Annotated in this window: 14 protein-coding genes and 1 riboswitch; of the genes, 13 read left to right on the top strand and 1 reads right to left on the bottom strand. The window is 66.3% G+C overall.

Annotation, left to right across the window (positions count from 1 at the left end):
- The first annotated feature begins 126 nt into the window (after positions 1–126).
- The 5 genes from ACTODO_RS07510 (at position 127) to ACTODO_RS07490 (ending at position 7,504) form a co-directional block, all read left to right on the top strand.
- On the top strand, positions 127–1,893 hold the full coding sequence (locus ACTODO_RS07510) for an acetolactate synthase large subunit (protein ID WP_003792760.1): 1,767 nt from the start codon (positions 127–129) through the stop codon (positions 1,891–1,893).
- The gene (gene ilvN, locus ACTODO_RS07505; protein WP_003792759.1) at positions 1,893–2,405 is read left to right on the top strand and encodes an acetolactate synthase small subunit; all 513 of its coding nucleotides are present in this window, start codon (positions 1,893–1,895) and stop codon (positions 2,403–2,405) included. Before ACTODO_RS07510 ends, ilvN begins: the two co-directional genes overlap by 1 nt.
- 2 nt (positions 2,406–2,407) lie before the next feature.
- The gene (gene ilvC, locus ACTODO_RS07500) at positions 2,408–3,433 is read left to right on the top strand and encodes a ketol-acid reductoisomerase (protein ID WP_034467551.1); all 1,026 of its coding nucleotides are present in this window, start codon (positions 2,408–2,410) and stop codon (positions 3,431–3,433) included.
- 656 nt (positions 3,434–4,089) lie between these two features.
- Positions 4,090–6,312, top strand: coding sequence for an exo-alpha-sialidase (locus ACTODO_RS07495; RefSeq protein ID WP_003792757.1), 2,223 nt, complete (start codon positions 4,090–4,092; stop codon positions 6,310–6,312).
- A 142-nt stretch (positions 6,313–6,454) separates the two neighbouring features.
- Positions 6,455–7,504, top strand: coding sequence for a 3-isopropylmalate dehydrogenase (locus ACTODO_RS07490; RefSeq protein WP_003792756.1), 1,050 nt, complete (start codon positions 6,455–6,457; stop codon positions 7,502–7,504).
- 88 nt (positions 7,505–7,592) lie between these two features.
- Here ACTODO_RS07490 and ACTODO_RS07485 read toward each other — a convergent pair whose 3' ends face one another.
- Positions 7,593–8,597 carry a hypothetical protein gene (locus tag ACTODO_RS07485; RefSeq protein ID WP_034512316.1) on the bottom strand — a complete coding sequence of 335 codons (1,005 nt, stop codon included), beginning with the start codon at positions 8,595–8,597 and terminating at the stop codon, positions 7,593–7,595.
- 70 nt (positions 8,598–8,667) lie between these two features.
- Here ACTODO_RS07485 and rimP point away from each other — a divergent pair, with 70 nt between their 5' ends.
- The 8 genes from rimP (at position 8,668) to infB (ending at position 18,539) form a co-directional block, all read left to right on the top strand.
- Entirely contained in the window at positions 8,668–9,138 is a 471-nt protein-coding gene (gene rimP / locus ACTODO_RS07480) for a ribosome maturation factor RimP (protein ID WP_003792753.1), read from the top strand.
- Positions 9,139–9,233: 95 nt separating this feature from the next.
- Positions 9,234–9,341, top strand: a riboswitch (TPP riboswitch).
- A gap of 60 nt (positions 9,342–9,401) precedes the next feature.
- Complete coding sequence (locus tag ACTODO_RS07475; RefSeq protein WP_244262540.1) at positions 9,402–10,493, top strand: phosphotransferase enzyme family protein; 1,092 nt, start codon at positions 9,402–9,404, stop codon at positions 10,491–10,493.
- An 11-nt stretch (positions 10,494–10,504) separates the two neighbouring features.
- Positions 10,505–11,533: an ABC transporter substrate-binding protein gene (locus tag ACTODO_RS07470; RefSeq protein WP_034512312.1), complete on the top strand. Its 1,029-nt coding sequence runs from the start codon at positions 10,505–10,507 to the stop codon at positions 11,531–11,533.
- Positions 11,517–13,133 carry an ATP-binding cassette domain-containing protein gene (locus ACTODO_RS10325; RefSeq protein ID WP_244262539.1) on the top strand — a complete coding sequence of 539 codons (1,617 nt, stop codon included), beginning with the start codon at positions 11,517–11,519 and terminating at the stop codon, positions 13,131–13,133. The genes ACTODO_RS07470 and ACTODO_RS10325 overlap by 17 nt, the downstream gene beginning before the upstream one ends.
- Positions 13,115–14,029, top strand: coding sequence for an ABC transporter substrate-binding protein (locus ACTODO_RS07460; protein WP_244262538.1), 915 nt, complete (start codon positions 13,115–13,117; stop codon positions 14,027–14,029). Before ACTODO_RS10325 ends, ACTODO_RS07460 begins: the two co-directional genes overlap by 19 nt.
- A 223-nt stretch (positions 14,030–14,252) precedes the next feature.
- Entirely contained in the window at positions 14,253–15,281 is a 1,029-nt protein-coding gene (gene nusA, locus ACTODO_RS07455) for a transcription termination factor NusA (protein ID WP_003792747.1), read from the top strand.
- 44 nt (positions 15,282–15,325) lie between these two features.
- Complete coding sequence (locus tag ACTODO_RS10625; protein WP_309315478.1) at positions 15,326–15,613, top strand: YlxR family protein; 288 nt, start codon at positions 15,326–15,328, stop codon at positions 15,611–15,613.
- 136 nt (positions 15,614–15,749) lie between these two features.
- Positions 15,750–18,539: a translation initiation factor IF-2 gene (gene infB, locus ACTODO_RS07450; protein ID WP_034512310.1), complete on the top strand. Its 2,790-nt coding sequence runs from the start codon at positions 15,750–15,752 to the stop codon at positions 18,537–18,539.
- Positions 18,540–18,541: the final 2 nt, after the last annotated feature.

The following is an 18,541-nucleotide window of genomic DNA, read 5'->3' as shown; positions in this document are numbered from 1 at the left end:
ACCCGGGCGTGCGATGCCTGCCGTGTAACGTGAGGATGGATCGCACGCCGAATTCCCCGCATCCGCGCGAAAGCCGGATCTGACGGGGTTTTTTCTTTGAGACGGTCCCAACGATTGAGAGGACGAATGGTGAGCGACACCGCCAACACCACCCGCATGACCGGAGCCGAGGCTATCGTGGCCAGCCTCGAGGCCCTGGGCGTTACCGACGTGTTCGGTATGCCCGGTGGCGCAATTCTGCCGACCTACGACCCGCTGCTGGCGTCGACGTCCATCCGCCACATTCTTGTCCGTCACGAGCAGGGCGCGGGCCACGCCGCCGAAGGCTACGCTCTGGCCACCGGTAAGGTCGGCTGCGCGATCGTGACGTCTGGCCCCGGCGCTACCAACGTGCTGACGGCCCTGGGCGACGCCTGCATGGACTCGGTCCCGATCGTCGTGATCTCGGGTCAGGTCGGCGCATCCCTGATCGGCAGCGACGCCTTCCAGGAAGCTGACGTCGTGGGCGCGTCGATGCCCATCACCAAGCACTCTTTCCTCGTCACGGATCCCGCGGAGATCCCCGCGCGCCTGGCCGAGGCCTTCCACCTCGCGGGCACCGGCCGCCCCGGCCCGGTCCTCGTGGACATCACCAAGTCCGCGCAGGTCGCGGAGATGGACTTCTCCTGGCCTCCCGCCATCGACCTGCCCGGCTACCGCGTCGCGGACAAGCCGAACATGAAGCAGGTGCGCGCGGCTGCCCGCGCGATCGCCGACGCCCAGGCCCCCGTGCTCTACGTGGGCGGCGGCATCGTGCGCTCCGGCTCCACCGACGCCCTCGCCGACCTTGTCGAGGTCACGAACGCCCCCGTCGTCACCACGCTGACCGCCCGCGGAGCGTTCCCCGACTCTGATCGCCACAACCTCGGCATGCCCGGCATGCACGGCACCGTGGCGGCCGTCGGTGCCCTCCAGCGCGCCGACCTGATCGTGGCCCTCGGCGCCCGCTTCGACGACCGCGTGACGGGCCGCCTCGACTCCTTCGCGCCCCGCGCCACCGTCGTGCACATCGACATCGACGCCGCGGAGATCTCGAAGAACCGCCACGCCGACATCCCGATCGTCGCCGACCTGGCGACTGCCCTGCCGATCCTCACCGAGGAAATTGCCCAGGCCTCGTCGGAAAACAAGGCGGATATCTCCGGATGGTGGCGCTACCTCGACCGCCTGCGTACCAAGTACCCGATCGGATGGGCCGAGCCCGAAGACGGCATGATGGCACCCCAGGAAGTCATCAAGAAGCTCTCCGACAAGGTCGGCCCCGAGGCGATCTACGTGACGGGCGTGGGCCAGCACCAGATGTGGTCCGCCCAGTTCATCACGCTCGACAACCCGCGCAGCTTCATCTCCTCGTCCGGCTCCGGCACCATGGGCTACTGCATCCCCGCAGCCATGGGCGCCCAGGTCGCTGCCCCCGACAAGGTCGTGTGGGCGATTGACGGCGACGGCTCCTTCCAGATGACCAACCAGGAACTGGCCACCTGCACGATCAACAACATCCCGATCAAGGTCGCCCTCATCAACAACTCGGTGCTGGGCATGGTCCGCCAGTGGCAGTCCCTGTTCTTCGGCAAGCGCTACTCGAACACGACGCTCAACCCCGTCGAGGGCGAGCAGATCCCCAACTTCGAGATGCTCGCGCAGGCCTACGGCATGGCGGCGCGCACCGTTCGCTCCATCGACGAGGTCGACGAGGCCATCGAATGGGCCATGTCGATCAACGATCGCCCCGTTCTCATTGACTTCCGCGTCTCCAAGGACTCGATGGTCTGGCCGATGGTCGCCGCGGGTGTGTCCAACGATGAGATTCGTTACGCCAAGGGCATGGCGCCCGACTGGGAGGTGGAAGACTGATGACGAATCGTCACACTCTGGCCGTGTTGGTCGAAAACAAGCCCGGCGTGCTCACTCGCGTCGCCGCGCTTTTCGCCCGCCGCGCCTTTAATATCAAGTCGCTGACCGTGGGAGAGACCGAACACCCGGAGATCTCCCGCATGACCATCATCGTGGACGCAGACTCCGCGCCCATCGAGCAGGTGGTCAAGCAGCTCAACAAGCTCATCAACGTCCTCAAGGTCGTCGAGCTTGAACCCGAAGACTCCGTCGAACGGCGTCTGCTCATGATGAAGGTCCAGGCTGACGAGACCCGTCGCACCTCGGTCCTGCAGATCGTGGACCTGTTCCGCGCACACGTCGTCGACGTGCAACCCGAGTCGGTCGTCATCGAATCGATCGGCTCCCTATCCAAGCTGGAGGCGCTGCTGCGGGCCCTGGAGCCCTACGGCGTCACCGAACTCGTCCAGTCGGGCGCCGTGGCTATCGGCCGCGGGTCGCGCTCGATCACGGATCAACTGAAGGAGAAATGAAAATGGCAGAAATCATCTACGACGACGGCGCAGACCTGTCGCTGATCCAGTCCAAGAAGGTTGCCATCATTGGTTACGGTTCGCAGGGTCACGCGCACGCGCTGAACCTGAAGGATTCCGGAGTTGACGTGGTCGTCGGCCTGCGCCCCGGTTCCTCCTCCTGGGCCAAGGCTGAGGCCGCCGGCCTTGAGGTCAAGGACGTGGCCGAGGCCGTCGCTGAGGGCGACGTCGTCTCGCTGCTGCTGCCCGACCAGGTCCAGCGCTACGTGTACGCCGAGCAGGTTGCCCCCAACCTGAAGGAAGGCGCCGCCCTCCTCTTCGCGCACGGCTTCAACATCCGCTACGGCTACATCGAGGTCCCCGAGGGCCACGACGTCGTCATGGTCGCCCCCAAGGGCCCCGGCCACAAGGTCCGCGAGACCTACACCCAGGGCAAGGGCACCCCGGACGTCGTCGCCGTTGAGGTGGACGCCTCCGGCCAGGCCTGGGACCTCGTCCTGTCCTACGCGAAGGCCATCGGCGGCACCCGCGCCGGCGTCATCAAGACGACCTTCACCGAAGAGACCGAAACCGACCTGTTCGGCGAGCAGGCTGTCCTGTGTGGCGGCGTCTCCCACCTGATCCAGGCCGGCTTCGAGACCCTGGTCGAGGCTGGCTACCAGCCCGAGATCGCCTACTTCGAGGTCTGCCACGAGATGAAGCTGATCGTCGACCTCATCAACGAGGGCGGCATCACCAAGCAGCGTTGGTCCTGCTCCGACACCGCTGAGTACGGCGACTACGTCTCCGGCCCGCGCGTCATCAACGAGTCCTCCAAGGAGGCCATGAAGGCTGTTCTGGCCGACATTCAGGACGGCACCTTCGCTCGCAAGTTCATTGCCGATCAGGATAACGGCGCCCTCGAGTTCAAGGCGCTGCGCGCCGAGGAAGAGGCCCACCCGATCGAGAAGACCGGCCAGAAGCTGCGCAAGGCCTTCGGCTGGACCGACTCCGACGAGGACTACACCGAGGGCAGCGCCGCGCGCTGATCTCGAGCTCCGTTTCGGATAGCGTCACGCCCCGGCCTCGTTCCTACATGGGACGAGGCCGGGGCTGGTCTATGCGTTCGTCTGCCGCGAGCCAGAGGCGGCGCTCGGGTTTGGCCTCTGTGGATGCGCCAAGACGGACCGAGGGCCTCTCAGTGCTGACGGCAATGCGTGCGCCGCTTGTCGTGAGCTCGAGCGAGGCAACAATTTGGAGCTTGTAGCGTCGTGGTGTCGTGCTCGCGATCGCGCGCGGTCCCATCGTTGTCCCAAGCCAATCTTCTCTTCGCGCTGGAAACGTGTGTCGGGTGTACGTTCGAGCTCTGTCACTCGGTCAAGAGAGATGGGGTTTGACCGATTGGGAGCTGGCTTGTTGGCGGGAAGCGCGCCGCTATCATGCCTTAGGCACAGAGTGTGACACCTGAAGCTGTCCGTGTGCGTTGGGATGGTGCTATTGGCTCCTTCTGAGCGAAGCTGGCGAGCAAGTGGGGTGTGACAGTTGTTCGCGTCCTTATGGTTTTGCGTTATCCATGGGGTCTGATGGGGCGCATACATGTCGTATAACTGGTTGGTCAGCATCTAAATTTGTATGATGAATCTTGTGGAGAGTGAGATATGACTTGCTCGCCTCAGAATGACCACCCACATCGGAAGGACCAACGATGACCCTCCGCCACTACGGGCGTGCCCTCGCGGCCCTCTCGGGAGCAGCGCTGCTATGCGCGACGCTCTCAGTTCCCGCGTTTGCAACGCCCACCAGTGACACTGACGCCGCCGCTCCCACGGTGGTCGCGACAACCGATGAAGAATCGGCCCCGATCACCGTCACCGCCACTCGCACCGACTCCCACGGAGACAAGGTGTACGAGGGCGACCTCATCACCGTCACCTTCACCTACACCAACAACACCGACAATGCGCTCACCGTCTTCCCGGTGGACTCCAACCTATCCGGCGTTCTCACCACCGGTGCCCCCAACTGCCGCTGGCACAACCTGGCCGCGCACACGACCAAGCAGTGCACGACCGCGACCCACACCGTGACGGCAGCAGACGTAGCAGCCGGTAGCTTCACCCCCACCTCAACGTGGGCAGCCACCCGTGACCGCAACGGCACCGACGTCATCGCCGGTGGCATTACTGCCAACGCAGACCCGGTGACCGTCGCCCAGGGCGATCGTCCCCCGGCCCCGGATCCGCTGGAGACCCCGCAGGACTACGCGATCGGCGACAAGGTTCGCCTCGCGTCCCCCGGCCTCGCCGGATTCAGCTGCCACCGCATCCCCGCTCTGACCACCGCCAACAACGGCTGGATCATCGCCTCGTGGGACGGTCGCCCGAACACCTGCCAGGACGCGCCTCAGGCCAACTCCATCGTCTACCGCATCTCCAAGGATGGCGGTAAGTCCTGGACCCCGATCAAGACCGCCCTCGCCGGCACCCCCGGCGCCCAGAAGATCGGCTACTCCGACCCCTCCTTCGTCGTGGACCGCACCACCGGAACGATCTTCCTGTTCTCGGTGAAGTCCTACGATGCCGGCCTCTTCCAGTCCCAGCTGGGCACCGATCCTGCGGCGCGTAACATCCTGCATGCCCACGTCGTCGAGTCCCACGACAACGGTGAGACCTGGGTGAACCCGCGCACCATCACCGACCAGGTGACCGCCGGATACGGGGACAAGTGGTTCACCCGCTTTGCTTCCTCCGGTGAAGGCATCCAGCTGCGCTACGGCGCCCACGCCGGTCGCCTCATTCAGCAGTACGCCGTTGCCAACACCGGAACGACCTCGCTCATGGCCGTCTCCGTCTACTCCGACGACCACGGGCAGACCTGGAAGCCCGGCGCACCCACCGAGGGCAGCGCCGACGAGAACAAGGTCGTCGAGCTCTCCGACGGTCGCCTGCTCCTCAACTCGCGCACGCAGGGCACCGCCGGCCAGCGCCTCGAAGCCATCTCCTACGACGGCGGCGAGACCTGGGGCCCCTTCCGCCACAACTGGGACCTGACAGATCCGCGTAACAACGCCTCCATCGTGCGCGCCTACCCGGATGCCCCCGAGGGCTCCGCGCGCGCCCGCGTCCTGCTCTTCTCCAACGCCGACTCCTCCAGCGCCCGCGCCAACGGTACGATTCGCATCTCCTACGATGACGGCTTCACCTGGAACGACGGCAAGGTCTTCGAGAGCGGCGAGATGGCCTACTCGACGCTGCACCCCCTCGGTGATGGTACCTGGGGCCTGCTGTACGAGTCCGGCGGCTACAAGAACATCGAGTTCATGCGACTGGACGCCACCTACCTCGGCCTGACCGACCCCGGCGAAGAGGACGCCCCCGAGCCCGAGCCCACGCCGGACCCGCAGCCGCAGCCCGCCCCGGAACCGAACCCGACGGCCACTCCCGCCCACTGGGTCAACACCGGTTCGGGTTGGAAGTGGCAGCTGGAAGACTCCAGCTACGCGATGAACCAGACGATCGTCATTGGCGAGGCCACCTACCGCTTCGGCGCAGATGGCATGATGGTCACCGGCTGGGATAACCAGGGCGGCGTGTGGAGCTACTACAACGCCTACGGTGCCCGCGCGAGCGGATGGCTCACGGACGCCGGTAGCTGGTACTACCTCGATCCTGCGACCGGTGCGATGGCCACCGGCTGGACCCAGATCGACGGCACCTGGTACCTCTTCTCCGCCTCCGGCGCGATGCTCACCGGCTGGCAGCACGCCGGTAGCTGGTACTACCTGGCCCCCTCGGGTGCCATGCTCACCGGTTGGCAGCAGCTCGGCTCCGCCTGGTACTACTTCGCCGGCGACGGCCACATGGTCACCGGCTGGCAGATGATCGACGGCCGCTGGTACTACTTCGCATCTTCGGGTGCGTGGATCTGATCCATATCTATCGCGGCCGGGGCCGGGGGAGCGTGAGTGCCCTCCCGGCCCCGGCCTCGTCTATGGGGGACGTCACGGCCCAAAGAGACCACGGGTTGGACCCGTGCGGACGCGCGGCACAGACGCGGGGGAAGATGGAGTCATGACACTGAACATCGCAGTAATCCCCGGAGACGGCATCGGCAAGGAAATCGTCCCCGAAGGCCTGAAGGTCCTGGACCGCGTCCTGGCGGACAAGGGCATCGACTACTCCACCACCCACTTCAACCTGGGTGCCGAGCGCTGGCACGCCACCGGCGACACCCTGACCGACGAGGACCTTGAAGCGATCAAGCACCACGACGTCATCCTTCTGGGTGCGGTCGGCGATCCCTCCGTGCCCTCCGGCGTCCTTGAGCGCGGTCTGCTCCTCAAGCTGCGCTTCGCTCTCGATCACTACGTGAACCTGCGCCCCTCGAAGTATTACGAGGGCGTGCCCAGCCCGCTGGCCAACCCCGGCGACATCGACTTCGTCGTCGTTCGCGAAGGCACCGAGGGCCTCTACTGCGGCAACGGTGGCGCCGTGCGCGTGGGCACCCCGCATGAGATCGCGACCGAGGTCAGCGTCAACACCGCCTACGGCGTCGAGCGTGTCGTGCGCTACGCCTTTGAGGCGGCCGCCTCGCGCAAGAAGCACCTCACCCTCGTCCACAAGCACAACGTCCTGGTCAACGCCGGACACATGTGGCGCCGCATCGTCGACGAGGTCGGGGAGGAGTATCCCGATGTGAGCATCGACTACTGCCACATCGATGCCGCCACCATCTACATGGTCACCGACCCGGGCCGCTTCGACGTCATCGTCACCGATAACCTTTTTGGCGATATCCTCACCGACGAGGCCGGGGCAGTCACCGGCGGCATTGGCCTGAGCGCATCGGGCAACCTGAATCCCTCGCGCGAGTACCCCTCCATGTTCGAGCCCGTGCACGGCTCCGCCCCCGACATCGCGGGGCAGGGTAAGGCCGACCCGACCGCGACCATCTCGTCGGTCGCGCTCATGCTGGACTTCATGGGTTACGCCGAGGAAGCAGAGCGTGTGCGCGCGGCTATCGACGACGACATGGCGGCGCGTGCCGAGGCTGCGGCGGCGGGAACGCCGCTCGTGCGCTCCACCTCCCAGATCGGCGACGACATCGCCGCCAGGGTCTGAGCGAAAGACGAAACAGGGCCGCTCCCCGAACGGGGAGCGGCCCTGTAGTTTGCCTATAGTCGCCCCTGCTGGGCGTTGGTGGAATGCCTCAGCGTGCGCCGATGAGAGCGGGAAGCGTGGCACGAGGCGCCCACTGCTCGATGTCCGCCAATGCTGCGCTTGCCCCCGCTGCCCGCACGTCGGCGGAGTCGCTGGCTAGCATCGCGGCGTCCGCCGCCAGCAGATTGGCGGCTAGCGACGGGGCGTCAAGGAAACCGAGGTTGCAGCGAGGCGAACGCGTATCCGTCGCACCGGCACGCAGGGCGATATCTGCGCGAACCAGAAGTTCGCCCGACACGGCGTACGCGTCGGATAGGGAGCCGCCGCTGACCTGAGCCTTCGGCAGGGTGGACGCCGTGCAATCCCAGGTTGCGACCGCAGTCGACAGTTCCTGAGAGTCGGGCAGCTTCTTGCCCGAGGGGGCGAAGGAAGACGAGAGCGTCGGAGCGTCAAAGAGATCAATGGACCAGGCCTGGACTCCCTGACGCGACGCAGCATTCACTCGATCATTGACAAGGAGCGCCTGATCCAGACCCGTGTCCACCTCGATGCCGTACGCGTGGGCGATCGTCACGGCGCTCGCGTAACGGCCCAGCGACGCGGTCGACAGCGTGCGGGCCTCCTCGGAGGACGTGCGATTCGGGTCAGCGGCGATCTCCAGGTCGCGGGTCGCTGTGCGGGCCAACCACGAGACGAAAGCAGACACGTCGGTGGGAGCCTCGGAGACTGCAGCCGGAGCGGACTCGCCCTCGGGCACCGCCCCTCCCCACGGATCCCACAGGCCCCCCAGCGCCTCGAGCCGCTCATGTGACGCCGACGCGACGGAACGCAGAGCAGCCGAACACGATGCGCACTCTGTCGCGACCTCGGCGAGCTGGGTCGCGCGCTCGGATGCTGCCGCCTCCGTACGCGCGGCCTGGTCGCGCACCGCGTCAAAACCAGACAGAGTCGGCAGGGACGAGGACGAGCACGCGGACAGCGCGAGAAGCGCCGCTCCAGTCGCAGCGAGGCCGGGGAGGCGACGTGTGGTCAAAGTCAGTTTTGCGAAACGCACATCCGCATCATCCCACACCCCGGGTACGATAGGGAACTGACCCGCTTACGCGACAGAAAGATAGGCACATATGGCATCGTCCACGTCAGAGGGACCGCTCGAGGAGCTGCTGGCTCCCGTGGTCGCACAGTCGGGACTGGAACTGGACTCAGTCATCCGTTCGCGCTCAGATGCGATGCCGCTCCTGCGGGTCATCGTCGAGGCACCGATCGGCGCAGGTGGAATTGATTCCGACACGCTCGCAGACGTGTCCCGCGCCGTCTCGAAAGCCCTGGACGTTGCGGATCCGATCGACGGCGAGTACTTGCTGGAAGTGTCTACTCCCGGGGCCGAACGCGAGCTCACGAAGGTCGGGCACTGGATGCGACAGATCGGACGCCTCGTGCGCATCAAGCTGCGAGCCGGCGGCTACGTCTCCGGACGCGTCGTCGCCGCGAACGAGACCAGCGCAACGATCGATGTCGACGGCGAAACGACGATCATTGACTATCAGGACATGAGGAAGGCGCGCTCCCGCGTCGACTTTGGGTCGGGGGACTAAGCTCCTCACACCGCTCACGTGCCCGGCTGCGTCCACGCAGCCGGGCATATTTCTGTGATCTATTTGATATATCCCCCGTCGGGGTGTAGAGTGTGACGCGATGCACGGGAGCCCTGACAGTAGGGGGCTGAGAGGGAGGCGATCCTCCGACCGACACACCTGATCCGGATCATACCGGCGTAGGGACGCAGACACTTCTTCCACGAAGGCTCGTGCGCGCACGCGAAAGAGCCGTAGTGAGCGACAGCAACAAACACCTTGACGTGACGACCAGGGTCTGGCCCGTCATCTCCGAAGGCGAATGCGAGCGGGTGCTTACCCGCCTCGCCACCCCTCTCGCAGGTACCGTCCTGCAGGTCTCTCATCGCCCCACAGCAGCGGGAATCCTCGTCGACGCAGGCACCTCGACAGTCTTCATCAAACGCTACGCACCCGGTGCCGTCCCCGCCGACCATCTGCGCGCAGTCCACGGCCTCGTCGCACACATCCGCGCGAGAGGATTTCCCACCCCCGCATTCCTACCCTTCGCCGACTCTGACACCGTCTGGGAAACGCCGACGGGGACGTGGGAAGTGTGCGAGGGTGCCATCGGTGAGGACCGCTACCGCGACAACCCCACGTGGACGATTCCCGGCACGCTCGACGAAGCCCACGCCCTCGGATCAATGACCGCCCGCCTCGCCCTGGCCTCGTCGGATTATCACGCCGCGCTCAACCCACCGAGCGCCTATCAATCCAGGATGCGACTCTTTGCGCAGGACCCTCGCCGCGACTTGCCCCAGTGGCTCGCCGAGCGTCCCGGTGTCCAGGCCTACCTGCGTGACTCCGGCAGGCGCATCGAGGACGAGTGGGCACCCCACCTTGACTTCGCGGCCGCCTACGCCCCCATCGCCGCCCAGCTGCCCACCTCCTGGACGCACGGAGACCTGCACGTCTCCAACGTCTTCTGGAAGGGCCTGGCCCCCTCCGAGTTCATCGACTTCGGACTGGCAGACCGCAACCCCTCCGTCTACGACCTGGCTCTCATCATCGAACGAAACGCCTTCGAATGGACCCGCATCGTCGACGGCGACGAAGAAGCAGTCCACCGCGACATCACCCTCGCCCTCATCGACGGATACGAGGAAGTGCGACCCCTCAGCCCGCTCGAGCGGCGAGGCCTCCTCGCCCTCATGCCCCTGATTCAAGCCGAATCCGGCCTGAACTGGATCGAATACCAGTACGGGGCGACCAGATCCATGCCCGGCGCCGACTGGTGCCTGGACGTTTTCTTCGGTGAGCACACGCGATGGTTCACCCGCCCACCCGGGCGCGACTACCTCGCATGGCTCGACGACGCGATCTCACACCACTGAAAGGACCAACGATGAGACGACCACTCGCAGCACTGACTGCCCTCCTGCCCGCCTGCGCGCTCGCGCTCGCATCGTGCGCAGGCAACGCGAGCACCCCACAGAGCAGCCCACAACGCCAGAGCGTCAGCGTCGTTTTGGACTGGACCCCGAATACCAACCACTCCGGCGTCTACCTCGCCATGGCGCGTGGCTACTACGAACAAGAGGGCATCGATGTGGACATCCTGCCCTACTCCGAAGCGGGTTCCGCCTCCGTCCTACTCGGAGGGGGAGCAGATTTCGCCTTCGAGGGCGCCTACTCGGTCATCAGCGGACGCGCTCGAGGGGACGAGATGACCATGGTGTTCAACCTCCAGCAACAATCCTCGCAGGGGATCGCCGTGCGCGCGGATAACACGGACATTACTCGGCCCGCTGATCTCGACGGCAAACTCTTCGCTACGTGGGGAGCGGCCGAGGGCGTCGCGAAGGTGCAAACGATGATCCGCAACGACGGCGGGCAAGGAAACGTCGAGACGGCCCTCCTCGGCACGAGCGCCTATGCCGCCGTCTACAACGGCACCGCAGACTACGCCGAAGGCCTCACGACGTGGGAAGGCATCGAAGCCGAACTCGCAGGCACTCCCCTGAAGTGGTTTATGCCCGCCGACTACGGAGTCGAAACGACCCCCGCCGAGCTCGGACTGGTCGCAACCCCCTCCTACCTGCGGGACCACGCCGACCTGGCTAAGCGCTTCATCCGGGCGACCCAGCGCGGATACAAGGACGCCATCACCGATCCGTCTGCCGCAGTGGACGCCCTCATAAGCGCTAACCCCGACGCCGCGATCGACCGCGAACTAGCATCGCGCAGCCAGGAGCTTCTTTCCTCAAAGTACTGGCAGGACTCCTCCGGAAGCGTCGGCCACGGCGACCCGGCTCGCTGGCAGGGCTACATCGACTATCTGCTCGCGCAAGGACTCCTCGAAGATGCGTCCGGGGCACCCGCGTCCGCCCCGCTGTCCGGAGCAGACATGGTGAGCAATGACCTCCTCGAATAGCCCCACCCCAGTCGCTGCGCGCGTGCGAGACAACGCCACGCGCGCAGCATGGGCGTGTGTCTCCCTGAGCGTGGTCGTAGTGGTGTGGCAACTTGCCCACCACGCCTCCGGCCTCTCGCAGCGTATCCTGCCTGCCCCGACCACTATCCTCGCCTCCGCCGCCGCCAGCTGGCCCTCGCTCAGCGCTGCCGCCTGGGCGACGGGCGTCGAAGGAATCGCCGGATTGATCGCGGGTATCGCCGTGGGCATCGTCATCGCGTTCACCACCTCGCTGTGGCCGCGCCTCACCCACGTCGCCATGCCGATCCTGGTCGTCTCCCAAACGGTCCCTCTCGTGGCCGTCGCGCCCCTCATGGTCATCTGGATGGGCTTTACCATGGCCTCGAAGATCGTGGTCGTCGCAGTCTTCACGGCCTTTCCCGTGGCTCTCGCCCTGCTGCGCGGGCTTGGGCGTGTACCGACCTCGCTCACCGACCCGATGGGAGTCGCGGGGGCCTCGCGGATGTGGATCCTGCTGCACGCGCGCCTGCCCTGGGCGCACACCCACCTCTTCTCTGGAATCCGCATCGCCGCCACCTATGCTTTCGCATCCGCAGCAACCGCGGAGTTCATGGGGGCCAAACGCGGACTCGGTGTGTTCCTCCTGAGCGCCCAGTCCTCCTTCCGTACGGACCTCGTCTTCGCTGGCGCTGGCACCCTCGTGGTCATGACGATCATCCTGTACGCGATCGTTGCTGCTGCTGAAGCCCTGACCTCTCGCCGCTCCCTCCCAGGCCGGTGGCGGCGCACGCCGGGCAGACAACAGGTCGCGCCTGGGCGTATCGAAATGACGTCAGTGTCGAAGACCTACCGATCCTCCCAGGGAGAGGTACGCGCATTGGACGGCGCAGACCTCATCGTTGAGGAGGGGACGATTGCCGCCGTGGTCGGGCCATCTGGATGCGGGAAGAGCACCCTCATCCGCATCGCCGCCGGACTCGAGCGTGCGGACAATGCGACAGGCCAAGGGAAGGCGAGCGAATCGGCGTCCTGCGCCCTCATGCCGCAGTCAGACTCCCTCGCGCCCTGGCTGCGCGTGCGCGACAACGTGGCGCTTCCCCTCGTCCTGGCCGGTGCGTCGAAGCGCGACGCCCTCACCCGAGCTGACGCCACCCTCGACAGCCTCGGGCTGGGGTCCTTCGCCTCCCACCGGCCAGACGAGCTCTCCGGGGGTATGCGCGCCCGCGTCGCCTTCGCTCGCACGTTGCTCACCCCCACGTCGGCGATGCTCCTCGACGAACCCTTCGGGGCGCTCGACGCACTCACCCGGGCACAGGTATGCGACTGGCTCGCCGACCTACTCCACAAGGATCCGCGGACAACCGTCATCGTTACCCACGACATCCTCGAGGCCGTTCAGCTCGCGGACACCGTCCACGTCATGAGTGCCCGGCCCGGTCACATCACCGACAGTATCCGCATCGACCTGCCGCACCCGCGTGGGCGCGGTACCCGCCGACTCGAGCGATTCCACGCCCTGTGCGCCCGCGTGGAAGACGCCCTCACTACCAACAACGGGCGTACCCGACACGAAGGAACACCATGCCAGTCACACGAGTAATGCTCGAATACGTCCACCCGTGGCCCAACCACGCCGGACTTTTCCTCGCCCGGCGAAACGGAGGCTTCGCCCGCGCCGGAATTGATGTGGACCTCCTCTCAGACGGATACGACAGGGGAGGGGCACCCGAGGTCCTCGCCCGCGGAGAATACGACATCGCCTCCCTGCGCCTGGGCCACGTCCTCCAATCGCGATCCACCGGTACCCCCTTCGTCGCGGTCGCGACACTCAACCAACGCCAGCTCGGCTCCGTCATTACGACGCCCGAGACCGGGATTGCGCGCTTCGCCGACCTGGAAGGCAAGACCGTGGCAGTTCCTCCCGTCGCTCGCCTCATCCACGAGGTGCGCGAGGCCGTCGCCGCCGATGGAGCAGACCCCGCGCTCGTGCGCTTCGCGGACCCCGGCAACTGGGAACCCGACGTGAGGTCCGTCGAACAGGGCCTCTACGACGCCGTCATGAATGTGCGCGCGTGGGAACCCTTCCAGGGAAACACGCCTCTCGATGAGGTCGTGGTCCTCGAATTCGACTCGGTGGGAGTCGCCCCCCATCATTCCTACTTCCTCTCGGTGCGCCAAGACACGCTCGATCGTAACCCCGACTTCGTGCGCTCCTTCCTAGCCGCCGCGGCCAACGGCTACCGCGAAGCGATGGAAGACGAGGATGGTGCCGTCGAGGCGATGAGCTGGCCCATGTGTCATGTGCGTCCCGACGTCCTGCGCGCCTCCCTGCGTGCTATCCGAGACTCTTGGTTCACCCCCGAGGGACGCTGGGGTGAGATCCAGGAAGACCTCGTCACCTCTTACACGACGTGGATGGACGAGGGCGGCTGGCTCGAAGAAGGTAGCCGCATCGAAGATCTGGAGGGTGCCTGGACAAACGACTTCCTGCCCTGACGCTCTCCGCAAGCGCTTGCTTGCTTGAGCAGCGCGACAGCCGCCTCCTCCGACCCAAGGTCCGGCTGAGGCGGCTGTCCTCGGAACTGTCATCACCCCCACGGGCAGGATGGGCGAGACCGGCTCAACGACCACCAACGTCGTTGAATCGATTACCATGGGGTATCAGGACATGAGGAAGGCGCGTTCCCGCGTCGACTTTGGAACGGGGAAGTAGGAGACCATGGAAATCGATATGACCGCTCTGCGGATGGTGGAAAACGAGAAGGGCGTTAGCCTCGAAACCCTCGTCGACGCGATCGAAGAGGCGCTGCTCAAGGCGTACCACAACCTGCCCGGTGCCATCTCCCAGGCCCGCATCGAGATCGACAAGAAGACCGGACGCGTCACCGTCATGGCCATGGACGAGGACGAGGACGGCAACCCGATCGGCGAGTTCGACGACACCCCGAAGAACTTCGGCCGCATCGCTCAGTCGACGGCGCGCTCCGTCATCATGCAGCGTCTGCGCGACGCCGACGACCAGCGTGTCTTCGGTGACTTCGCCGGGCGTGAAGGTCAGATCATCACGGGCACCGTCCAGGCCCCGCGCCCCGGCCGCCCCACGATGGTCCAGGTCTCCGACGACTTCGAGGCTGTCCTGCCCGACGGTGAAAAGGTCCCCGGCGAGTCCTACCGCCACGGCGACCGCATCCGCGCCTATGTCGTGGGCGTCGAGCGCACTGAGCGCGGCCCGCGCATCACCCTGTCGCGCACCCACCCCAACCTCGTCGCCGGCCTCTTCCAGCGTGAGGTTCCCGAAATCCAGCAAGGCCTCGTCAAGATCAAGGCCATCGCCCGCGAGGCCGGCCATCGCACGAAGATCGCCGTGGCGGCCACCCGCGAAGGCATTAACGCCAAGGGCGCCTGCATCGGCCCGATGGGCGCGCGCGTGCGCTCCGTCATGGCCGACCTGGGCGGGGAGAAGATCGACATCGTCGACTACTCCGACGATCCGGCGCGCTTCGTGGCCAACTCGCTGTCGCCCGCGCGCGTTACCCGCGTCGTCGTCCACTCCGTGGACAATCGCACGGCGACGGCCATCGTCCCCGACTTCCAGCTGTCCCTCGCCATCGGCAAGGAAGGCCAGAATGCTCGCCTCGCCGCGCGCCTGACGAACTACCACATCGACATCCACGCCGACACGGAAACCGGCGATGATGCGATTGCTTCGCGCGTCTCGACCCCCGACGACGTGACAAGTCGCTCATAGAATCTGAGACGAGCAATCCCTTAGCTGGACTAAGCTAGGGGATTGTGTCGTATTCTGTGCCGCCAGTGCCCGCCTCTGGGCCCCAGCGCACCTGCATTGGATGCGGCGCACACGCGCATCGATCCGCTCTCGTGCGGATCGTTCGCTCGCCGGACGGTTCGATTCGCCTCGACCGAACGGCCACTCTTCCGGGCCGAGGGGCCTGGGTTCACCCCGATGCGGGGTGCGTCCAGAAAGCCCGAGCCAGGCGCGGCCTTGCGCGCTCGTTCCGAACGGGAAACGTTACGGACGGCGTGTGGGACGACGTGGAGGAGTTGATCAACCACCAGTGATGGCCACGCGCCATCAACGCCGAGAAAATGGAAGCGGGTTGGAAGCTGATGGGCACCCGATGAGTACCCAGCGATGAGCTGCCAGCAATATCAGTAAGGCGTCTCCGGACCGGAGACGCTTCCGGAATGGAGAAATGTGGCAAAGTTGCGTGTCCACGAGCTCGCCAAAGAGCTCGGAATCACCAGCAAAGAACTGATGGGTCACCTGAAGGAAGCAGGTGAATTCGTCAAGTCGTCGTCGTCCTCGCTCGAACCGCCCGTCGTGCGGCAGATGCGCGAGAAGTTCGCGACGGCCCCCAAGACCAAGAAGGCGGACGCAAAGCCCGCCGCCAAGGCCCCCAAGCCCAGCGCGGCCAAGCCTGCTGCGAAGAAGCCTGCCGCCCCCAAGGCGGAGGCTGCCGATGCTGCCCCCAAGGCCGCGGCCCCCAAGGGTGACGCGCCCAAACCCGGCGCGCCCAAGCCTCGTACGAAGAAGGCCGACGCCGCCCCCAAGCCCGCCACCCGCAAGAGCGCGGAAGGCGGCGCCCCCAAGCCCGCGCCTCGTCGCGCTGACGCCCCGCGCCCGGCTCGCCCCGGCGGCCCGCGCCCCGGTGGCCCGCGCCCGGGCAATAACCCCTACGCCTCCTCGCAGGGCATGCCTCGCCCCGGCGGCTCCGGCGGCCCTCGTCCCGGCGCCCCGCGCCCGGGCGGATCCGGCAACGGTGGTCCGCGCCCCGGTGCCACGCGTCAGGGTGCCTCCGGCAACGGTGGTCCTCGTCCCGGCGCCCCGCGCCCCGGCGGCAACCGTCCGAACCCGGGCATGATGCCCGGCCAGGCGAACTTCGCACGTAATGCTGCCTCCGGTAACGGCGGTGGTGAGCGCACCGGCCGCGGTGGACGCGGTCGCGGCGGCGCCCGTCCCGGCGGAGCAGGTGCAGGTGCCGGCGGCGGCGCCCCCCAGAACAACGGCGGCGGCTTCGGTGGTCCCCGCGGTGGTGGCCGCGGCGGTCGCGGCTCCACGCCGGGCGCATTCGGTCGCGGAGGCGGCCGCTCGCAGCGCGGACGCAAGTCGAAGCGCGCGAAGCGTCAAGAGTATGAGCAGCAGAACGCACCCGTCATCGGCGGTGTGTCGATCCCGCGCGGCAACGGCGCGCAGATCCGCATCCGCCAGGGCGCATCCCTTGCTGACCTCGCCGAGAAGATTGATGTCAATCCCGCAGCACTCGTGACGGTCCTCTTCGCCCTGGGCGAGATGGCGACCGCCACGCAGTCCCTCGACCAGGACACCTTCGAGGCCCTGGGCGCGGAGCTCGGCTACGACGTCAAGGTCGTCTCCCCCGAGGACGAGGACCGCGAGCTGCTCGAGTCCTTCGACATCGATCTCGAGGCCGAAGAACTCGACGACGCTGAGAATATGGTGCCCCGTCCGCCGGTCGTCACCGTCATGGGGCACGTCGACCACGGTAAGACCAAGCTGCTCGACGCGATCCGTCACACCGACGTCGTCGACACCGAGCACGGCGGCATCACCCAGCACATCGGCGCCTACCAGGTCACGGTCAAGGCTGAGGACGGCACCGTCCGCCCGATCACCTTCATCGATACCCCCGGTCACGAGGCCTTCACGGCCATGCGTGCACGTGGCGCTCAGGTCACCGACATTGCGATCCTCGTGGTCGCTGCCGATGACGGCGTCATGCCCCAGACGGTTGAGGCTATCAACCACGCGCAGGCCGCCGGCGTCCCGATCGTCGTCGCGGTGAACAAGGTCGATAAGGACACGGCGAACCCGGAGAAGATCCGCTCCCAGCTCACCGAGTACGGCCTGGTCGCGGAAGAGTACGGCGGCGACGTCATGTTCGTGAACATCTCCGCTAAGCAGCGCAAGGGCATCCGCGAGCTGCTCGAGGCTGTCCTGCTGACCGCCGACGCTGCGCTGACCCTTGAAGCCAACCCGAACACCGACGCACGTGGCGTCGCCATCGAAGCGAACCTGGACAAGGGCCGCGGCGCCGTCGCGACCATGCTGGTCCAGCGCGGCACGCTCCACGTGGGCGACTCCCTCGTGGTCGGCTCGTCCTACGGCCGCGTGCGCGCTATGTTCGATGACGGCGGTAACGACGTCTCCGAGGCCGGCCCGTCGACGCCCGTTGCGGTCCTGGGTCTCACGTCCGTCCCGCGCGCCGGCGACTCCTTCCTGGTCGCGCCGGATGACCGCACGGCCCGCCAGATCGCCGACAAGCGTGAGGCCGCCGAGCGTCAGGCCCTGCTGGCCAAGCGCCGCAAGCGCGTCTCCCTGGAGGACTTCGACAAGGTCCTGGCCGAGGGCGAGGTCGACACCCTCAACCTGGTCATCAAGGGCGACGTGTCCGGTGCCGTCGAGGCCCTGGAAGACTCGCTGCTGCGCATCGACGTGGGCGATGAGGTCGCGCTGCGTATCATCCACCGAGGCGTCGGTGCGATCACGCAGAACGACGTCAACCTGGCGACCGTCGACAACGCGGTCATCATCGGCTTCAACGTCCGTCCCGCCGAGCGCGTGGCCGAGATGGCGGATGCCGAGGGCGTCGAGATCAAGTACTACAACGTCATCTACTCTGCGATCGACGACATTGAGGCGGCCCTTAAGGGCATGCTCAAGCCGATCTACGAGGAGGTCCAGCTGGGTACCGCGGAGATCCGTCAGGTCTTCCGCTCCGGCAAGTTCGGCAACATCGCCGGTTCGATCGTCCGCTCCGGCACGATCAAGCGTGGCACCAAGGCTCGCCTGGTGCGCGATGGTGTGGTTGTCGCCGATAATCTCGAGATCGTGTCCCTGCGTCGCGAGAAGGATGACGTCACCGAGGTCCGCGAGGGCTACGAGTGCGGTATCACGCTGGGTCACAAGGACATCGCCGAAGGCGACATCATTGAGACCTGGGAGATGCGCGAGAAGGCTCGTGACTGATC

Source organism: Schaalia dentiphila ATCC 17982, from assembly GCF_000154225.1.
Lineage (GTDB): Bacteria > Actinomycetota > Actinomycetes > Actinomycetales > Actinomycetaceae > Pauljensenia > Pauljensenia dentiphila.
The sequence above is the reverse complement of the archived record's forward strand: the minus strand, read 5'-3'. Positions and strand labels throughout refer to the sequence as shown.